24 protein-coding genes and 1 other RNA gene are annotated in these 18,566 nt (G+C 40.9%); 7 read left to right on the top strand and 18 right to left on the bottom strand.

Going from position 1 to position 18,566, the window contains the following annotated elements; genetic code table 11:
• The first annotated feature begins 2 nt into the window (after nt 1-2).
• On the top strand, nt 3-458 hold the full coding sequence (gene fliW, locus HNR50_RS01630) for a flagellar assembly protein FliW (protein WP_184742757.1): 456 nt from the start codon (nt 3-5) through the stop codon (nt 456-458).
• Complete coding sequence (gene csrA, locus HNR50_RS01635) at nt 452-670, top strand: carbon storage regulator CsrA (protein WP_184742759.1); 219 nt, start codon at nt 452-454, stop codon at nt 668-670. Before fliW ends, csrA begins: the two co-directional genes overlap by 7 nt.
• 1 nt (nt 671) lies before the next feature.
• On the opposite strand, the gene HNR50_RS01640 is transcribed toward csrA, so the two are convergent.
• From HNR50_RS01640 to HNR50_RS01695, 12 genes are all read right to left on the bottom strand, one after another.
• The gene (locus tag HNR50_RS01640) at nt 672-1,742 is read right to left on the bottom strand and encodes an HD-GYP domain-containing protein (RefSeq protein ID WP_184742761.1); all 1,071 of its coding nucleotides are present in this window, start codon (nt 1,740-1,742) and stop codon (nt 672-674) included.
• Nucleotides 1,743-1,745: 3 nt separating this feature from the next.
• Nucleotides 1,746-2,411, bottom strand: a complete 666-nt coding sequence (gene tsaB / locus HNR50_RS01645; protein ID WP_184742763.1) for a tRNA (adenosine(37)-N6)-threonylcarbamoyltransferase complex dimerization subunit type 1 TsaB — start codon at nt 2,409-2,411, stop codon at nt 1,746-1,748.
• A complete protein-coding gene (gene tsaE, locus HNR50_RS01650) occupies nt 2,408-2,830 on the bottom strand; it encodes a tRNA (adenosine(37)-N6)-threonylcarbamoyltransferase complex ATPase subunit type 1 TsaE (RefSeq protein WP_184742764.1) in 423 nt (140 codons plus the stop codon). The genes tsaB and tsaE overlap by 4 nt, the downstream gene beginning before the upstream one ends.
• Nucleotides 2,827-3,090: a hypothetical protein gene (locus HNR50_RS01655; RefSeq protein ID WP_184742766.1), complete on the bottom strand. Its 264-nt coding sequence runs from the start codon at nt 3,088-3,090 to the stop codon at nt 2,827-2,829. Before HNR50_RS01655 ends, tsaE begins: the two co-directional genes overlap by 4 nt.
• Before the next feature lie 41 nt (nt 3,091-3,131).
• Entirely contained in the window at nt 3,132-4,226 is a 1,095-nt protein-coding gene (locus HNR50_RS01660) for a PilZ domain-containing protein (protein WP_184742768.1), read from the bottom strand.
• A gap of 6 nt (nt 4,227-4,232) precedes the next feature.
• Complete coding sequence (locus HNR50_RS01665) at nt 4,233-5,096, bottom strand: SF-assemblin family protein (protein ID WP_184742770.1); 864 nt, start codon at nt 5,094-5,096, stop codon at nt 4,233-4,235.
• A 10-nt stretch (nt 5,097-5,106) separates the two neighbouring features.
• Nucleotides 5,107-7,128, bottom strand: coding sequence for a flagellar filament capping protein FliD (gene fliD / locus HNR50_RS01670; protein WP_184742772.1), 2,022 nt, complete (start codon nt 7,126-7,128; stop codon nt 5,107-5,109).
• 20 nt (nt 7,129-7,148) lie between these two features.
• Entirely contained in the window at nt 7,149-7,490 is a 342-nt protein-coding gene (locus tag HNR50_RS01675) for a flagellar protein FlaG (protein WP_184742774.1), read from the bottom strand.
• Between the two features lie 106 nt (nt 7,491-7,596).
• Nucleotides 7,597-8,451 carry a flagellin N-terminal helical domain-containing protein gene (locus tag HNR50_RS01680; RefSeq protein WP_184742776.1) on the bottom strand — a complete coding sequence of 285 codons (855 nt, stop codon included), beginning with the start codon at nt 8,449-8,451 and terminating at the stop codon, nt 7,597-7,599.
• A gap of 278 nt (nt 8,452-8,729) precedes the next feature.
• The gene (locus HNR50_RS01685; RefSeq protein ID WP_184742778.1) at nt 8,730-9,590 is read right to left on the bottom strand and encodes a flagellin N-terminal helical domain-containing protein; all 861 of its coding nucleotides are present in this window, start codon (nt 9,588-9,590) and stop codon (nt 8,730-8,732) included.
• Nucleotides 9,591-9,800: 210 nt separating this feature from the next.
• Nucleotides 9,801-10,931 (bottom strand): tetratricopeptide repeat protein, encoded by a 1,131-nt coding sequence (locus tag HNR50_RS01690; protein WP_184742780.1) that lies wholly within the window; start codon nt 10,929-10,931, stop codon nt 9,801-9,803.
• Nucleotides 10,928-11,770 carry a PilZ domain-containing protein gene (locus HNR50_RS01695; RefSeq protein ID WP_184742782.1) on the bottom strand — a complete coding sequence of 281 codons (843 nt, stop codon included), beginning with the start codon at nt 11,768-11,770 and terminating at the stop codon, nt 10,928-10,930. Before HNR50_RS01695 ends, HNR50_RS01690 begins: the two co-directional genes overlap by 4 nt.
• A gap of 72 nt (nt 11,771-11,842) precedes the next feature.
• Between HNR50_RS01695 and HNR50_RS01700 the strand changes: the two genes are divergently transcribed.
• Nucleotides 11,843-12,850 carry an adenosine kinase gene (locus HNR50_RS01700; protein ID WP_184742784.1) on the top strand — a complete coding sequence of 336 codons (1,008 nt, stop codon included), beginning with the start codon at nt 11,843-11,845 and terminating at the stop codon, nt 12,848-12,850.
• Here the strand turns inward: HNR50_RS01700 and ssrS are convergent.
• The 6 genes from ssrS to infC form a co-directional block, all read right to left on the bottom strand.
• A non-coding RNA gene (gene ssrS, locus HNR50_RS01705) (6S RNA) lies at nt 12,849-13,027 on the bottom strand. The two genes, HNR50_RS01700 and ssrS, sit on opposite strands and share 2 nt — an antisense overlap.
• 7 nt (nt 13,028-13,034) lie before the next feature.
• A complete protein-coding gene (locus HNR50_RS01710) occupies nt 13,035-13,337 on the bottom strand; it encodes a cell division protein ZapA (protein ID WP_184742786.1) in 303 nt (100 codons plus the stop codon).
• 6 nt (nt 13,338-13,343) lie between these two features.
• Nucleotides 13,344-14,021: a cell division protein ZapB gene (locus tag HNR50_RS01715; protein WP_184742788.1), complete on the bottom strand. Its 678-nt coding sequence runs from the start codon at nt 14,019-14,021 to the stop codon at nt 13,344-13,346.
• Nucleotides 14,022-14,024: 3 nt separating this feature from the next.
• The gene (rplT, locus tag HNR50_RS01720; RefSeq protein WP_184742790.1) at nt 14,025-14,384 is read right to left on the bottom strand and encodes a 50S ribosomal protein L20; all 360 of its coding nucleotides are present in this window, start codon (nt 14,382-14,384) and stop codon (nt 14,025-14,027) included.
• A 19-nt stretch (nt 14,385-14,403) separates the two neighbouring features.
• Complete coding sequence (rpmI, locus tag HNR50_RS01725; RefSeq protein ID WP_184742792.1) at nt 14,404-14,601, bottom strand: 50S ribosomal protein L35; 198 nt, start codon at nt 14,599-14,601, stop codon at nt 14,404-14,406.
• 18 nt (nt 14,602-14,619) lie between these two features.
• Complete coding sequence (gene infC / locus HNR50_RS01730; protein ID WP_184742795.1) at nt 14,620-15,144, bottom strand: translation initiation factor IF-3; 525 nt, start codon at nt 15,142-15,144, stop codon at nt 14,620-14,622.
• A 417-nt stretch (nt 15,145-15,561) separates the two neighbouring features.
• On the opposite strand from infC, the gene HNR50_RS01735 reads away from it, so the two are divergent.
• The 4 genes from HNR50_RS01735 (at nt 15,562) to HNR50_RS01750 (ending at nt 18,510) form a co-directional block, all read left to right on the top strand.
• Nucleotides 15,562-16,095, top strand: coding sequence for a hypothetical protein (locus HNR50_RS01735; protein WP_184742798.1), 534 nt, complete (start codon nt 15,562-15,564; stop codon nt 16,093-16,095).
• A complete protein-coding gene (locus HNR50_RS01740) occupies nt 16,092-16,952 on the top strand; it encodes a BMP family ABC transporter substrate-binding protein (protein WP_184742801.1) in 861 nt (286 codons plus the stop codon). The genes HNR50_RS01735 and HNR50_RS01740 overlap by 4 nt, the downstream gene beginning before the upstream one ends.
• 62 nt (nt 16,953-17,014) lie before the next feature.
• Nucleotides 17,015-17,797: a flagellar filament outer layer protein FlaA gene (locus HNR50_RS01745; RefSeq protein ID WP_184742803.1), complete on the top strand. Its 783-nt coding sequence runs from the start codon at nt 17,015-17,017 to the stop codon at nt 17,795-17,797.
• On the top strand, nt 17,797-18,510 hold the full coding sequence (locus tag HNR50_RS01750) for a flagellar filament outer layer protein FlaA (protein WP_184742805.1): 714 nt from the start codon (nt 17,797-17,799) through the stop codon (nt 18,508-18,510). The genes HNR50_RS01745 and HNR50_RS01750 overlap by 1 nt, the downstream gene beginning before the upstream one ends.
• The last annotated feature ends 56 nt before the right edge of the window (nt 18,511-18,566 follow it).

The following is an 18,566-nucleotide window of genomic DNA, read 5'->3' on the forward strand; positions in this document are numbered from 1 at the left end:
AAATGGAAATAATGACAAAAGCCTACGGGGCAGTAGAAATAGATGAAAAACAGGTAATTCATTTTCCCTCGGGTCTCCTGGGTTTTGAAACTTTGAGAGAGTTCGCGCTTCTTGATGCGGAACAGAAGCCTTTTTTCTGGCTCCAATCGCTGGAAGTGGAGCAAATAGCCTTTGTTTTAATCAATCCTTTGATATTCAAACCGGATTATAAACCGCTAGTTATAGAAGATGAACTTCAGGACCTTGGCCTGGAAAATGAAGAAGATGAAAAAATATTGCTTTTCTCCATAGTCACAATACCTGCTGATCAGAAGTTGATGACTGCCAACCTGCAGGGGCCTGTAATTATCAACAAAGATATCAGATGGGGGAGGCAATTTATCTCCACAAGTCCCGAATGGAAGGTTCGCCATAATATTATGGAAGAGCTGGCCGCCCAAAGGAATAATTCATGCTGATATTATCCCGGAAAAAAGATGAAAGTATTATAATTGGCGATAACATAGAAATCTCAATTGTTGATATAAAAGGGGACCACGTCAAGTTAGGCATAAAAGCCCCGAGAAATGTCAAAGTATACAGACAGGAAGTCTACGCGGCTATACAGGAGCAGAATGAAGAAGCTTTGAAATCGGTTAGTGAAGTTACATTACCGGAGTTGGATCTGTAAGCTATTCATTATCAGTTAAAGAGGTAAAAATATTATCGAAATCGAGATCATGAGCTAAAAAAATCTTAACAATATCAGGATCGAAATGTGTTCCGGATAAGTCCTTTATAATACCTTTTGTTTTTTCATGACTGAAAGAATCCTTATAGCTTCTCTTCATTCTCAGAGCGTCATAAACATCGGCCAGCGCCACAATTCTAGCGCAAAGGGGGATCATATGGTTCGCCATTCCGAAAGGATATCCTGTCCCGTCCCATTTTTCATGATGATGAAGAGCAATTTGCTTAGCCATCTGATTGGGATATGTGCTTAAAATATAAGCGCCGTTCTTTGTATGCTCATTCATAACTTCACGTTCCCATGGTTCGAGGGAACCATTTTTATTCAAAATATCGTCGGGAGTTCCGATTTTTCCTACATCATGCATAGCGGCAAGAAAACCAATATCCTCAAGATAATCTTCATCGATTTCTGGATGTTTCCCCTGGCTCTTTAGAACATCAGCTATAAATCTTGAGTATTGATTAACTCTTTCGATATGATTTCCCGTATCATTATCTTTCAGCTTAGAAGCTTCCAGCAAGCTGGAAAACATATTTCTCAGCATCTCTCTGTATTCATCCGTAACGAGATCCAGAACCGCTGAGTATGTGGCAGGTGTTTGGGATTCATCAAAATCCAGAGGTATAATGATAATATTGGCAACTTCGCTTCTGGTTTTCTGATTCTTGGATACAACGCGACCTTTCCATGAATATCCGGAATTCTTATCTTTAAGTGTGTTGTAGATCTCTTTGAGTTTTTTGATTTCTTTTATATTGGGAAAATATTGTGTTATATGCTTTATCTGGTATTTTTGATCATCAATAAGTAGAGATTTGAAAGCTGAGTTCATCCAGATCACGTTCAACGAGCTATCTAATATCAAAGAAGGTACAGCTACATTATCATAGCGATTTTTCCAGCATTCTGACTGTACTGTTTCAGGGAAACCAAGATCAATCTGAGAAGATATATCTAAAATTTCTTCGGGTTCTTCGGGAATTTCATATATCTCTTCAAGATCATTCATAATCTAATCTCCAAACATGGAAATTTCAGCCTCACTTTTCCTGATGTAAACAGGACCGGACCCATGAGGATCTGCACCATGTTCTTTCCATTTTTCATAACCCAGTTTTATCAAAGGTGTAGCCGTAACAGATGAAAAATATCTATCTATATTAATTCTATTATCTTTTTCCTTATATTTTTCAAAAAAAAGTGCATCTGGACCGGTAAATAATATGTTTTCAGATAAATCGAGGGTTTTTAGAAGAGTTTCAGCTTCAATATCGAGTTCGGATGTCAATTTATTTCCCTTTTTATATACCGCAGAATAAAAACGTTTCTTTTTAGCATCAATTACGGGAACAACCAAACCGTCGAAATCTTCCCGTATGGATGCGTAAACATCCAGAGTGGAAAGAGACACTAAATCACATTGGGCTCCGAGAGCGAGACCTTTGGCTGTAGACATGGCTATTCTGAGACCTGTAAAAGATCCCGGACCGGCAGCTACGGCTATGAGATCCAAATCCCTGCTTTCCAGATTTGAGAGTTTGAAAAGGTGTTCGATCTGTACCATAAGATTCTCAGAATGTTTAAAACCGTCATGAACAGCGGTTTCAAAGAGTCTTTTCTCTACTTTAAGGGACACGCTTAATACAGATGCTGAGCAATCGATACCTAATATAGTCATACAACGAGTCCTTTTACTGTTATTTGACGAGAGCCGTCTTCCTGCCTTTGAATATCAATTTCAATATGTTCATCCGGTAGATATTCTTCAATACGTTCACTCCATTCAATTACCGAAAGTCCATTTCCGAAAATCAGATGCTCAATGCCAAGCAGTTCGAATTCTTCTACGCTCTCGATGCGATACATATCCATGTGATACAGAGGTATGGAGCCGTAATATTCGCTGACAAGTGTATAGGTGGGACTTGTTATATCTTCTTTTATTCCAAGCGCTCTGGCAATGCCTTTTGTAATGGTTGTCTTTCCGGCTGCAAGATTGCCTTTTAAAGCAATAATGTCACCTGGTTTAATTGAATTTCCAATAGTTTCCCCGATAGAAATTGTTTCTTCGGCAGAATGTGAAAGGTAAAAACTCAATGAAGCAATCCTTCTTTTTCCATTGATATAATTTCTTTTTTTATAATTTGAAGAATCGGAACGAGAGGGTAGTCTATTTTCCCCATTATTTTAACTTCAACTGTTTTTTCACCGGTCGGGGCCATTTCAATTGAAAAAAATATGGGAATACTGACAGTTTCCGAGCCGATGAGTAGAAATTCAGTTTTTGCGTTATATTCATTCCTGTAATAAATAGGAGAATCTTTTTTTGTCACATTATTAATTGCCAGTAATTTCATAATTCAATGATAAGTTCTCTTATCAGTCCTTTTCAAACATATCAGGCAAAATCATACACATAAGCATTGATTCTGTTAAGGTTTTTTCCGGAAGCTTTAGTAAACATAATGTGCATAATGCCCCTTCTGCGTCCCGTGAGTCTCATATTGATAACTTTTCCAAAGGCTACAACGGAATTCCCTCTCGTTGTTTCAAATTCAATTTTCAACAATTCTCCGCGACGGAGAGGTGAGTTACTGTTTATGCTGCATCCTCCGGCAGAAACATCGAGAATTGTTCCCAGATGTCCCTGATTCTTCAAAACAACAGCTTCTTTCGTGATCTTTCGGCCATATCCGGATTCAATGATTTTTATCGGGAAAAAGTAACAAGGCCGATTTAAAGATTTTCTTCTGAATTTTCTCTGATGGGAATGAGTTACTTTCTGTGAATGGCTCAAGAGGATGGAAGAAAACCCTTTAATAGAATTATAACCCAGAGTTTTACTGACAAATGAAAACTCTGCTCCACCTGTACCCCATAAGTATACTTTGATTCTGGTTCCTTTTTTCCATCGGACTTCATCTCCGTGCTTATCTTTCGGCACCTGTCCGCAGAAAAACTCTTTGAGGTTTGCTGTTACGACTGAATTATACCGGAGTCCGCTTTCCAGCTCGAATGTAATTTTATCATTCAATCTGAAATCTTTTGTGCTTGATATGCGACCGAATTTCCCGGCTACTCTCTCTATCCGTTGTTTGATTCTGTATATTTCCAGCTTCCGAGCTTCCCGCTGCCGGTTAGTGCCCTGCAGGTGATCCGCATCGCGAACGGCTTTACCCAGTGTATTATTCAGAACAGAGGTATTGCTCAGCAAGGCAAAGGGTTTCGTTACGTGATAAGTTCTTATAAAATCTTCAAGAAGAAGAATCTGTTTTTTGGATAAACCGAGAGTCTGGGCCGCCTTTCTGAAACCTCTTTTGTTATATTTCCGGCTCCCGGGAGACTGATTTTTTTTCTGAGAGATTGAATTCCCGACAATCAGAAGTACAAAAAGGAAAAGTATTACCCCGACAAAAATTAAACTGGTTACGGGATCTGCTGATTTTTTGAACAGTTGTCCTGCATATCGCGAAGTTGTCTGTAGCAGATACATATCTGTTTAATCATCCTCCCTTTCTTTTAATCTCTCGAATTGTTCTGTTAAATCGCTCAGAATCGGGGAAATCTCGTATTCAAGAAGATCTCCGATCAGAATTGAATCGCCAGCATCGAAAGCTTCAACCAATTCATTTAAAATGTTATTAAGTTTATCAATATCTATATTATCGGAATTAAACAAAGTTAATAAACCTATGATCTTCTGCAGAATCTCAGTCAGGCTTATGACTATGTCCATAGCGTCCTTGTCTTTACCGGTCTGGAGGAGCAGGGAAACATCGGACAATTTCGGATTGAGAAGGTTGACAGCTTTTATTGAGTTTTCGAGTTCTTTCATCGGGTCCTCAATTTCCCTGGCAGCGCTTTTAATCAGTTCTGAGACTTTTTCGATTTCACTGAGAAATTCCTTTCTGTATTCATTGTCAAGTTCTGATTTTGTTAATCCGCTTTTTTCCATAAGCATATCAAGATGCTCTTTTATCAGTTCTCCTTTTTCCCCCTGAACGAATACCGGAATATTTCTGCTTATGGATGGATATTCCTTTACCAGCTCCCGGAGTCCTTCTATTTTATTCTCACTGATGGAATGTATAAGGAAATTAATAAATTCCGCCACAGTTAATATGCCTGTTAATCTGTATTCTGTTTCTGTTAAAGCCGTGACATCGATTTTCTCAATTTCCGAAACATCACGTTGTCGCCAGGAGCTGTCCTGCGGATCTGTTTCCAAGTTATCAATCATGAATGAATATACAAGTCTCTCGGAACCGGAAAGGAATGTGCGTACAGAATCGTAAATATCTCCGGCTTTTTCTCCGCCTTCAAGGGTAAAGTCAATCTTTTCGTCATTGATGTATAAAACCACGCTTCCGCTCCTAATTGTTGTTGCTGTTCTGATTATTAAAATTATCTATGCTGTTTCCCGACGCTTCAAGCTGATTAAGCATGGCTTCCATATTCCCGTATTTTCGTTTCAGGCTTTCTTCATAACTGGCCAAACGGTCTTTGTAGTCGGATATATCATCGTTTTTATTTTCAATATCGTAGTCTATTCTGCTTATTTTTGTCGAGTAAAAACCACCGGTCTGAGTATAAGCCGTCAACTGCTCATCGAGTTTTTTTGCAATTCCGCTATCGATTATCAGATCGCCATCAGTATCCATTCCGAAAAGATCTCTGATAGCCCCCTGGTTTTCCTTCAAAGCCTGGTCGAGTGTTTCCTCGTTTATTTCCAGATAGCCTCTTAAGCGGGACATATCTGTAGCGGCGCCGGATCCTGTTTCGTTTGTCGAAATACCCAATTGTTTTAAAAGGGTAAGCTCGGGACCGGCAATCGTTTCATAGGGTGAAGAGACAATTGTCTGCATGGCATTCTTCAGCCTTACCAATGAGTATTCGCCGCGGAACATTCCAAGCTGGCTGATGGCTTCTTCCCGTTCATCATCAGAGTAATTTTCTTTTTCATCGACTATAGCCGTGTTTGTGGAATCGGAGTTTGTAAGAATGGCCAGCCTTGTTATCAATTCATTATACCGGTAGACGAAGTTAATGAGTTGATCTTTTGCCAGTTCCGTATCGGGCTCAATTTTAAGATCGATCTTTTCATCTCCCGATGAGTGTACGTTTAGAGTCAAACCTGTTACAAGATCGTCGATGGTATTGGAATCTCTGACGACTTCAATTCCGTTCATTTCAAGCACAGCATCTGATGCTCGATCGAGAGGGTTGACCGGTTCGTAGTCGCCCCGCCTTGAAGGATTACTTATTTTCGCGCTGTACAGCGTTATTTCTCTGTAATTATTATTGTTTCTGATATTCAGGGATTGGAAAGAACCGTCAGACGCACTAAGGGGAACAGTCACCTTTGTTCGTGTCTCATTATCCTGAATTTCAGGAAGGGGATTAATTCCCTTTTCCGTATTACTGAAAAACACATTCATGTCATTAATATGCGGCGGAGGTTCGGGAGATCTTATTTCCGGCTCGGCAAAGGAATAACCGCTGCTTTCAACTGTTATTCCGCGATAAGTAATACCGGGAACTTCCGGTACTGAAGGACCGGGAGGGGGGGCGGTTTTATACTCATCTTCGGAGATGAGGTTGACTGAATACTCAATTTCGAGAACGGCACCATCTTCTATTTTCAGAGGCGCATTGAAGGGGAGGGCGAGGCTGGCTCCGCTTTTGACTACAATCCCTCCATCAGTAATTTGAAATTTCCCGTTATTCTCTTTTTCCCAGTCTTTTGTGTTCGAAGCAGATATTGATATTTCCCCGCTTTCTCCCTTTGCCTGACGGATGAGGCCCGAGTCCAAACCGAATTGAATAGCGTCTTCCTGAAAAAAAAGAGAATTGGACAAGCCGGTCTTCATTGATTCCACAAGAAGAACCTGGGAGTCTGCCCGATTCCTGATTACAGAAGCGCGCAATAGTGTTTCGTCCTTCTCGTTAAGCCTTCTGGCAAAATCTTCGAGTTTTCCGCCTCTGTAACGTAAAGAGACTTCTTCATCTCCAATGAGAAAAGAGTAGGTTCCAGCGGGAACTCTGAAATCGCGAGGCAGATCTTTCGAAAGAAATCTATCACCGGATGCTTTCTGTTTTACAAAAAGCTCAATATCCTCAACTATGGCATTTCTGGATGCCGAAGCTGTGAGTATATCCGGTTTGGAAGAGGTCGCTATGTGTTCGCTGAAGGGGTTTTGAAAACCATAAAGGCTTTTGGTCGCACTTTGAAGCTCTCCAGTCGTTCGACCGAGACTTTGCCACACCTGTTTGCTTTCTTTTATCTGGTCAAGATCAGATTCCAACTTTTTAAGAGGAATCCGCTCTACTTCCATGAGCTTTTCGACCATCAGCGTCGTATCGCTGTTTACGCCGGGGATTTTAATGTCTGACATGAAATCCCTCCGGTACTGGATTAAATTTCCTGGTCAAAGAGAATACCAAGAGCCTCCTGTAGGTTATCATGCAGCTTCTGTAATTCTTCAGAAGGTACCTGTTTTATAACTTTATCGGTTTTTCTGTCAATGATTTTAACAATAAACCGGTTCACTTCATCTGTCAGCACATAACTGAAGCGAGTGCTTTTAAAATTTTTGAGAGCTAATTCTATCTGTCTTCTGTCAGGGACTTTCTGCTTGGTTTCTTTGTCTTCGGTTTCCGCTTTTACAGCCTTCCTTGGCTTAGCGGTCACAGCAGGTTTATTATCAAAATTTGTATTTGTTAATGCCCCTGAATTTACAATCTTATCCAGGCTCATTTTTATCCTCCTGAATGGAAAAGGAGGGGGACGCGAACCCCCCCGGATTCCGATGTCGTTTAAGAGATGACGTCCAGAAATCTCTTAAAAAACGGAGTTTAAACCATTACCCCAGAAGCTGTAATACACCCTGAGTTCTGGCATTTGCCTGAGCGAGCATAGAAGTTCCAGCCTGGTTAAGGATCTGGTTCTTGGTATACTCAACCATCTCTGCAGCCATATCTGTATCTCTGATCTGAGATTCAGCCGCCTGCATGTTTTCTGCAGAAATCGCAACACCTTTGGAAGCCATTTCAAATCTGTTCTGATAAGCTCCAAGATCCGCACGCTGCTTATTAACAGTTTTCAGTGCATCGTCAATAATTCCGATGGTTCTGTTTGCCTCAACAGCAGTCGAGAGGGTTATGACTCCGCCGGCTCCCTGTTCATTTTCCAGACCAAGAGCCGATGCTGTCATTGTGCCGATATGGATAGTTTCATTCTGATCCATATTGGCTCCCACCTGAATCTGCATTATATCGCCAGTAGTAGAATCAGTTGCAAACCGACCGGTAAGCATGTTCATACCATTGAACTGAGCGTGTGAAGCAATTCTGTTAACTTCATCTACAAGCTGAGAAACCTCAACCTGTATCTGCATCCTATCCTCTGTAGTGTAAACACCATTGGAAGATTGAATGGAAAGCTCTCTGATTCTATGAAGAATATCTGTAGTTTCCTGCAGATTTCCCTCAGTTGTCTGAATAAAGGACACAGCATTCTGAATATTTCTTTCAGCCTGGTTCAATCCTCTGATCTGACTTCTGAGTTTCTCTGAAACAGCGAGTCCCGAAGCATCATCTGCAGCTTTGTTAATTCTGAGTCCGGAAGACAGCTTAGCCATTGAATTCTGGGTGTCAGCTCCCGTCACTCCGAGCTGCCTGTTCGCATTGATGGCGCTCATGTTGTGATTGATAATCATAATCCCTCCTTGAATATATAAAAGACTTCCATGCCTTTTACCTTGTCTGCCGTGGGGGATCGGAAGTGATTCGCGTCTCTTCCGCTCCGTTTATCCCCTGCAAAACAAGGAGATTTTCCCGAAATAATATTTCGTGAAGATCCCTTTGTTCTGGGCAGAATTCAATTCGGGCTATTTCAAAGAACAAAAGAATTCAAAATAAAGTTTAACACTAAATATTGAACTTTTCAATTGCAGTTTTACCGGGAGACCTTATTTGAAGATCCCCCGGTAAAATATTACTGCAGCAGCTGCATTACTGAAGCTGATCTCTGGTTTGCCTGTGCGAGCATAGCAGTGCTGGCCTGACCGAGGATCTGATCTTTTGTGAAATTGACCATTTCACTTGCCATATCAGTATCCCTGATGGTAGATTCAGCAGCCTGAATGTTTTCCGCACTGATGTCGATACCTTTCACAGCCATTTCCAGTCTGTTCTGGTACGCTCCGAGGTCGGCTCTCTGTTTGTTGACAACTTTAAGAGCTCCATCGAGAACACCAATGTTTCTGTTAGCCTGTTCCGCAGTGGATATTGACATAATATCTCCGGAACCGATCTGTTTGAGACCAAGGGATTCAGCAGTCATTGTCTGAATGTAAACTCTTTCTCTCTGGTCCATATTGGCGCCGATGTGGAACCACATGGAAGAGGTAACAGTGTTTTCCCCTGTTTCGCTGGCGAATCGTCCTGTAAGCATGTTCATTCCGTTGAACTGTGCGTGAGAAGCGATTCTGTCGATTTCGTCAACGAGCTGAGAAACTTCGACCTGGATCTGCATCCTGTCTTCTGCAGTGTATACACCGTTGGAAGACTGTATAGCCAGTTCCCTGATTCTCTGAAGAATGTCTGTAGTTTCCTGAAGATTTCCCTCTGTTGCCTGGATAAAGGAAATTCCGTTTGCAGCGTTGTCGGAAGCCTGATTGAGACCACGGATCTGAGATCTCATTTTTTCTGAAACAGCAAGGCCTGATGCATCATCACCGGCTTTGTTGATTCTCATCCCGGAAGCAAGTTTTGACATTGAATTCTGGATGTTCCCGTTGTTGACTTTCAACTGTCTGTTGGCGTTTATCGCACTCATATTGTGATTGATAATCATTTATTCCTCCATGAATAAATAGTTTTTTTTGTTCGGCATCCCTGCCGGGAGACCTCTATCGGCATGTTGACAACATACTTTAGAGTTTCCCCACATTTTTTTATCGACCTGAGGTTTCTATAAACTTGAAAAAATAATTAAAGATTTTTTTTATACTGTCGAAACGGGGGGCGGAGGAACAAAAAAACCGCTCATCGTGAGCGGCTCATATCAACTTTTATTCTGTTCGATAAATTTTATATATTGAAGAGCTACAGGATCTTCCGGTTCTATCTCAAGAGCTGTTCTGAAAAAAGTTTCAGCTTCATCGACTTTTCCTGATTTCATTGAGAGTATTCCCATGTTGGAGACAATCTTCATGTTTTCCGGGTCGAGGATTAAAGCTTTATCAAGATATTTTCGACTTTCTGAAAGATTTAAGAGTTCCATTTCGCAGATAGCCAGCTCGTTATAAAGATCAGCAGTCGGCTTTCCTGAATCGAGAGCAGAGAGAAATGCGATTTTTGCTTCATTGTAATTCCCGAGTTTTCGCTCTCCCCAACCGAGAAGAAACCAGGCGTTCCAGACGTCTTTATTGTCTTCAAGGAACTGTTTAATCTTTATCAGACCCTGCTTTTCATCTCCGTTGTGAATGAGGTTGTAGGCTTCCTGGAAAAGAACATCGTTAAGATTCATGTTCTTTATCTCTCCTGCAAGCCTTTCGGATTCTTCAACCTTATCGGAATCTGTCCCCAATTGGGCATAAGTAGCAAAATTCTGTTCAGATTGAACATAGTTCCCGTTTTTATAGTGAAAGAAACCCATATAATACCAGAGCAGCTCTGGAGGATTTTCCGAAGTCGCCAATTCCCTGAATGCCGCTTCTGCCGCTGTATTGTATTTTTCAATCAAGTCAGAATTCCCGATAGACTTAGCATGTTCCCATCTCTGCTCATATAACAAGGCAAGATTGAGCATGGAAATTTTATTGGATCTGTCCAGTCCGCAAAGTGCCAGAAATATCTCTTCCGCCAGATCGAAATCTTTATCCTGAGCTTTGATTACTGCCGAATTTGTCAGATCAACGAATATATTGGGGCGGACTGCAAAAACAAATTTCCGGAAATAATCACTATCTTCATGCTCCGGCTGGTAGGCCAGTAACTTTAGCATGGCGGAAACAATCATTTCCCAGGACAGATCAGAAGAATCCCATTCTTCCCGTTCTTTACCTTCCGGCACTTCTACAGGAAGCATGATGTTTGGATCGATTTGAAAATCACCTATATTCTCTTCTATAGAATCAGGAAGCGATATAAATAAAATGTTTTCAAGAGGGTCCCGGCCGTCTATGTGTTTCAATTTTCCTTCTCCTCTTTGTCTGCCTTTTCAGCTTTTTTTATTTTTCTCTGTTTTAAAAAATCGTTAATCAGTAAGCGGTATTCCAGAGGGACACCTTGATCTGCGAATTTTAAACCCAGAGCAGCTAGATCTTTTCTCCCTTCTACTTCTTCATAACGCAGGCAAACCCCGGGCAGGTTGAAAACCTTTCTTCCATTGTCATATTCAATATGTAAAACGACAGGTTTGTTGACTATAAACCTGGCATTTCCCATTAAGATGAGTTTTGCTCCGGAGAAAGAAACATCTCTCAACAGGCATTTTCGGGGAAGATTATCTACAAGCAGAGCTGTTGTTTTAAGATTAAAGGTAAGCTTTCTGTTATTTTCTTCATTTATCAGAATTCGTTCTTCAGCGCGGGCTTTCGAGTTTATCGCGGCATCGACTATAGAGCCAAGGATCTGTATTAGATCATCGGGTGGGCGGTTCGTATATTCTATTGTGGCAAAGTGAAGGTCCGGTTTATCTTTGTTGATAGGTGCAAATCCCGTTATCTTTCCCTGTATGAAAAAGAGAATCGGATCGGAACTCTCTTTCTGCTGAAAGGCGAAACGAAGCGACATGAGATTATTCTCATTCCGCAGAACATTGAACAGCTCACTATCGATAGAAGCAATAATTTTTGCACCGACCATGGATGAGGAATAAATTATGCAGGGTTTCTGTCCCTGTTTGAACTTGAAAAAAGTCTGTCTTCCGTCAAGGCCTGTTGTGTTGATCAGTTCTTTAGTAAAGGTCACATCGACAGACTTGTAGGAAGAATAATATTTATTTAATTGCTGACTGGTGATAATAGACATATTTACGGGATTGATACTATTATGTTTTATTGCCTTCGTCAATATTCGGATAGTCTAATTCAGGAGTTGTTAATGTCATTGAAAATCCCCGTCATCGGTATCGGAAATCCATTAATGGATACAATCACCCATGTTGATTTTTCCGTTGTGGAAAATCTTGGAGCGGAACCGGGATCGATGAATCTGATCGATGAAAAGCAACTGAAAAAGGTCCTCGATGCAGTTGTTGAATCAATTGAAACTCCCGGAGGAAGTTGTGCCAATACAATGAGAGGTTTGGCCTGGCTTCTTGATGGAGATGAAGATTTTTCCAGACCTGTCTACACCGGAGCTGTCGGTGAAGACGCACTTGCAGGACGTCTTTCCTCCGGACTGGAGAGTATCGGTGTTAAGCCCGAGCTAGCGGGAAAGAGTGACTTTCAGACAGGAGTTTCCATAATTTTCGTTACACCGGATAACGAGCGAACCATGTTTACTTATCTGGGTGCCTGCCGTGAATATTCAAAAAATGATTTTCCAATACATATAATTGAAGGTAAACCTGTCTGGCTCCATATCGCAGGCTATATGTGGGATACGGACAATCAGAAAAATGCTGTTAAATTTGCAGTTGAGGAAGCACTCAAAAGACATACGAAGATCTCTTTCGACCTGGCAGATCCCTTTGTCGTCGATCGTTACAGGGAAGAATTCATTGAATGGCTTCCCGGTAAAATTGATTTGCTTTTTGCAAACCGTACAGAATTGTCCTATTTGACCGGAATTGAAGGAAGCGATGAAGATATCCTTGAGAAAGCCGGAAAGTATGGAGAGACAATTGTGATGAAAGTCGGAAAAAAAGGCTGCTGGGTCAGCAGAAGGGGGTATTCTATTCATTTCCCCTGTGTTGATATTGCTCCTCCATCTGATACGACGGGTGCGGGAGATTCCTTTGCTGCCGGTTTTCTATACGGGATTGTAAAAGGAGAGACATTTCACGATTGCGCTGATACGGCAAACCGCATAGCCTCAGGCATTGTTACAGTAGAGGGATGTGATTATTCGAATATAGACAGGGATTATGTTCTTGGGAAAAAATAAAAAACCCGCGATGCCGTTCGAGTATGATCCTCTTGAACTCTGACGTTCAAGTGGGTTTCCGTTCCAAAGCATCCTGTTTCTCCTCAAGGGATAGCAATTCAGCTATAGGCATTAGGAATCCCGTGGATATATATTGACCCAAGAGAATATCTCCGAGCACGAACACCGCAGGCAAATAAATACTTTATATATTCCTGTCTATCAATTCAATAAGATTACTTGTAATCTTACCGATTTCATCAGCGTCCTTCGCTGTTATGGAGTAGGGGAGACCTTTTTTCATTTTTTCCTTCATAAGTTCATCGACAAGAAAAAAACCGGAAAGAATGGCAATTTTAAGCGGATCAGTGACAGGAACTTTATCCTGTGTCTCCCTGATTTTGTTTTCAAGAAACCAAACAACCTGCTCTAGATATTCAGGATCTTCAGAAGATCTGATAGTAAAAGATGATCCGAGTATATCAATGTTGAGCAGATTGTTTTTCATGAGAGTCTAAAAAATATCCAAACTCTGCTCGAAGAGGTCGGCTTCAGGACCGGCCTCTTCTTTTTTTTGTTCTTTTTTATCCTCAGGCATTTCCCCGAATTCTGAATCGACAGTGGGAACTTCTTCCTCTTCTACTGTTTCATCTACAGGTATTCCGTCCTGAGAATCTTCCGTAATGCTTTCCTGCAGTTCAGATTGATTGTCTTCATCGCGTTCTACATCAGAATCTTCTTCTATTTCCATATCAGATTCTTCTTCTGTATTCTCCTCGCTATTGATGACCTCTTCATCCGATTCTTCTGAATCGGTCATGACAAATTCCAGATCTTCACTTACAGAACCTTCTGCGGAAGTGTCGCTTTCTTCGGATTGAACGTCTTCGTCGACGGAGTCCTCAACAACAGCTTCTTCTCCTTCTTCATCTTCTATAGTGACAGATTCAGTTGTAGTTTCTTTAGCCGTATCAAGTTCTTCGAGCTGATTCAGAGCTCCAATAATTTTATCCTCGATCTCGTTCTGGTCCTTATTTAGAGTTTCAGCCATCTCTTCAAGCTCAAGAATCTGCATTTCATACTGGACGATCTTCTCCTCCAGTACAACTTTCTCAGCTTTAAGTCTGTTTATCAGATCGACAGCGTCATTGACTTTATTTTCAAGTTTCTGAACCTGATCAAGGGTAATCATATATTATTCTCCGAGTGCAGCTTTTGCTTTTTCAACGATTGCTTTAAAAGATTTAGGATCCTCAATAGCAAGATTGGAAAGAACTTTTCTATTGATTTCAACACCGGCTTTGTTAAGACCATTGATGAATCTGCTGTATGTCATTCCCTCTTCTCTAACCGCTGCGGAAATTCTGGCAATCCAGAGCTGTCTGAAGTCTCTTTTTTTAACTTTTCTATCTCTGTATGCATACTGTCCGGCTTTAGCAACCGCATCTTTGGCTGTTCTGTGAAGCTTACTTCTTCTTCCCCAGAAACCTTTAGCCTGTTTCAGGATCTTTTTTCGGTGATCCTTTCTTCTTTTACCATCTACTGCTCTAGGCATTCTTTTTTACCGTCCTTGATTAACCGTAAGGTAACAGTTTTTTGATTCTGGGAACCTCGACCTTATCGACAACGTCAGGGTGTCTGAGGTTTCTTTTGCGCTTGGCGGATTTTTTCGTGAGAATATGACGAGTTCCCTGCTTCTTGTACTTAACTTTACCGGAAGCAGTCATCTTATATCTCTTTGCCGCACTTTTACGTGTCTTCATTTTAGGCATCGTGATACGTCCTTAAACTTATTTCTTCGATCTCGGGCTCAACAACATGGACATGAATCGGCCCTCCATTCTCGGAGGAGTATCCACATTAAACGAGCCTTCGTCAAGAAGTAATAATAATTTATCTAGAACCACCTTTCCAAGTTCTGTGTGAGCAAGCTCACGTCCCCTGAAACGGATAGTTACTTTCACTTTATTACCCTGGTTGAGAAAGTCCTGGACAAACTTGGTTTTGAACTCCAGGTCGTGCTTCTCAATTTTCGGCTGCATTCTGACTTCTTTCAGCTTGACTAGTTTCTGTTTCTTTTTCTGTTCTCTATTCTTTTTTTCAAGCTCGAATTTATATTTTCCGTAGTCGAGGAGCTTACATACAGGCGGTTTTGACTGAGGTGCAACTTCCACGAGGTCAACATTGAGCTCTTTCGCCATATCCAATGCTTCACGGGTAGAAATTATACCTCTCTGTTCCCCCTGATCATCGATCAATCTTACTTCCCTAACACGAATCTGTTCATTAATTCTTAAATCCTTAACAGCCAACATTCCTCCCTGGGTACTGAATTTTCCCTTTTTTCTTTATTGCAGTGCAACGGATGCTTCAATAGTTTCAGCCGTTCACCATCAGGGGTAATATATTTAATAAATAATTACACCCGACAAAAAAAATTGAGCAAATATTAATCTGCCCAAAAGAAATATTAACAAAAAAACGCCTTACTTGTCCATAAGTTAGTTTTGGTTATGACACAAATATTTCTTTAGAATCATATTAGTTGTAACTGGCGGGTTAAATATGATAAAAAGAAAGGTATAGAAATCTGATTGTATCATTATTATAGGAGATAGATATTGGTCCTTTTTATATTGCTTTCAACTCCAATCACTTATTTTCTGATTAATGCTTTTTTTAATAACAGCGGTATCAGAAAAAGAGTTATTATATTACCTTTTATTATAGGGATGATCCTATCCATCCCTTATTATCTGATTTACTGGTCATTTCTGGGGTCTTTTTTTAACAACTGGACGTCTTCAGGCGTTTATTTTTACAATTTTCTGAATAGAGACGGCTCAGCTGCAATTTACATGATTGCTGCACTGGTCGGTCTATTTCTTCTCTTCGCAAAAAAGCCCGAAGCGTCCATGCTGAGAGAGATCGCGGCTTATACTGCCGGAATGATGTTCACTCTCGGAATATACGATACGCTTGTCTCAGAAAGCTGGTACGGATTGCTTGAACTGTTTATTATACCGTTCAATCGCATTTCGCTTTTTCTCCTTCTGTCTGTTTTATTGAATAGAGCGTCTCTCGGCAGAGATTGGAAAAGATACCTCTGGATTGGAATTTCTTTGATTATCCCCTTTATTCTGAACCTTATTCCGCAGCTCGCTTCATTTAATAAAACCGGTGCAGCACTCATTTTATCAATAATCGTACTGATTATTTCCTTTATAGTATTTATCACCGAAAGCAGAGAGCCTTTTCCGGAATGAAAAAAACCATTCCTCTGTTTTTCAGCCTTTTCCTGTTTATTTCCTGCGGCCAGATCAAATCAGTTGTTATCGTCGATACATGGTGGGACGAGGCTTACAGTGGTCTGGCAAATCTTAAGAAAGAGGCTTTCTGGGCCGGATTGAAAGCATTTCAGCCGGTTTCCGTCATAGAGATGGATTCAGAAGAATCAGCTTATAATTTCCTTAATAGCCTCATGGAAAAACAGAATGAGTTAACAGTCATTCTCTCTCCGGTTTTCAATAGTTATACAAAAAATTGGGTGTTCGATGAAAAAAAAATCAACTATATAATATTAAATGGATTTTATGATGATCCTGCCGATAATGTAATAGCAGTTTACAGTTCCAGAGAAGAGGTGTATCGCGAAGCCGGTATGAAAGCGGCACGATATTCAGAATCTCACAGTAATTGTTCTGTTGCGGCAGTATTCTATAATGGAACGGAAGCACGCCGCAGCGAGAGAGACAGTTTTATTCAAGGCTTTAACGAAGCCGGTGTTTCCGGAAAGCTCCTGGTCTCTGATCAGCAGACTTATGCCGGCGGTGAAAAACTGAAGAGCTTTATCAGCTCTGCTCCGGAAAAAGATGTCGGCCTATTCTTTTTTTCGGCATCTTCTTTAAATCCTTTCTGCTTTGAACAAGCTCAAACTCTCTCTATACCCATATCGGGTGAAAATTTAAACAGTTCAGGCTTGCATAGTGAACTGATTGAGTTTTCCATTGATGATGATATGGTCAGAATAGTAAAAACTGCGCTGAAAATGGGACTCGACGGAGAAGTTGAAAATGATTTACCTGTTTTTCCATTGCTTAAGGAGAAGGGAATTCATTTTTAAGTTTGACACTGACAACTTCGGCGAAATATAATTTATTTGAATGATAAGTAAAGGAGTTGATGATGAAGCGAGGCAGCCTGTTCATTATAGGTTTGATATTACTAGTAATTCTGCCCGTTGGTTCAGCGTTCGGTGATGAGAGGACTTTGAAACTGGAGTCCCGTGTTATCGAATCGTTTGATGCCCCCGGCGACATCACTTTCGAGGACGGAAACCCTGTCTACTGGCAAGTAAGGGGTGATAAGTTCTCTATGGAAGGTTATCCCAAGATGGCTTACGCACCAGAAACCTGGCCGATCGATCTTTTCGGGAAAAATCCCGAGAACCGGGCGGAACTGCAGGCATTCGGTGTAAACGGTAGATTCGTAAGACAGGGATATAACACAATTGAGATTATACCAGGTGACGGAGAAGGCGATAATTGGACCGAAAGAGAACTGCCTCTTCCCGGACGGGTTAGAATGTTCGATTTCTGGATTTGGGGTTCCAATTATAATTATTCAATTGAAGCACACTTCAGAGATTATATGGGGATGACTCATCGCTTTGAAATGATTCCCGCCGGTGCCGGCAGGCAGTCCCCGGGAAGTATAAATTTTGAAGGGTGGAGAAATATGTATATCGATATTCCCGGCTACGTAAGGCAGGCTCAGGTCCACAAACCCAACTACAAAGGTCTTGTTCTTACCAAGCTTGTTTTGAGAACCCATCCGGAAGAAGCGGTTGACAATTTCTATATATATATAGATAACCTTAAGGTCCTGACAGACTTCCACGAATCTTTCTATGATGGTTTTGAACTTTCCACTCCTGAAAAGATGACAGAAATTTGGGGAGCTGAATAATGAAAAAACTGATTTTACCACTATTTTTAATGATTCTTTTTTCTGCAGAGCTTTTTTCACAGGCAACAGTTCCGGCTGGAGAACCTGATCCGGCGAGAACGGGAGTTACGACAGCCCAGCAGAAGTTGAAAGAAGTTTCTGTAAACAAATTCGAAGATGCCGGATTCTGGTACGGAATGATGCCTGCCGATGAAGGAATCATCGCTGTGAGACGTTTCGAGGGTTCTCCTCTCGATAAAGAACCAATAGAAGATGAAGCCGTCTTTGGTATTGTAGAAGAAGATAAGTTTGTCCTCGGTACAAAAGTCTCCTTCTACAGAAGAGGTGTGGCCTCCTTCGGTATTAGACCTGTTCGACCTATTCCCATTGAGGGGATTACTAAAACCATATCAGTCTGGATTGCCGGTAGAAACACTAACCATGTTCTGGAACTGATGATTGAAGATCATTTTGGTAATGAAGCCTATATCAATATGGGTAAGCTGAACTTTTCCGGTTGGAAAAAAATTACAGTGTCTGTACCTCCGAATATCATTCAGAGAGATTATCATTACAATAACAAGATGGGTATTATGGTTACCGGTTTTAATGTCCAATGCGAAATCGATGAAACCTATGGGAATTACTATATTTATTTTGATGATTTGAGAGCTGTTACCGATGTTTTTGCAGAAGAGAACAGAGATCTTGATGATATGAATGATTCCTGGTAAGCATATAATTAGAATCAAATACAAAGATCCGCTATACAGCGGATCTTTTTTTATCT

This window comes from Spirochaeta isovalerica, assembly GCF_014207565.1.
Taxonomy (GTDB): domain Bacteria; phylum Spirochaetota; class Spirochaetia; order DSM-2461; family DSM-2461; genus Spirochaeta_F; species Spirochaeta_F isovalerica.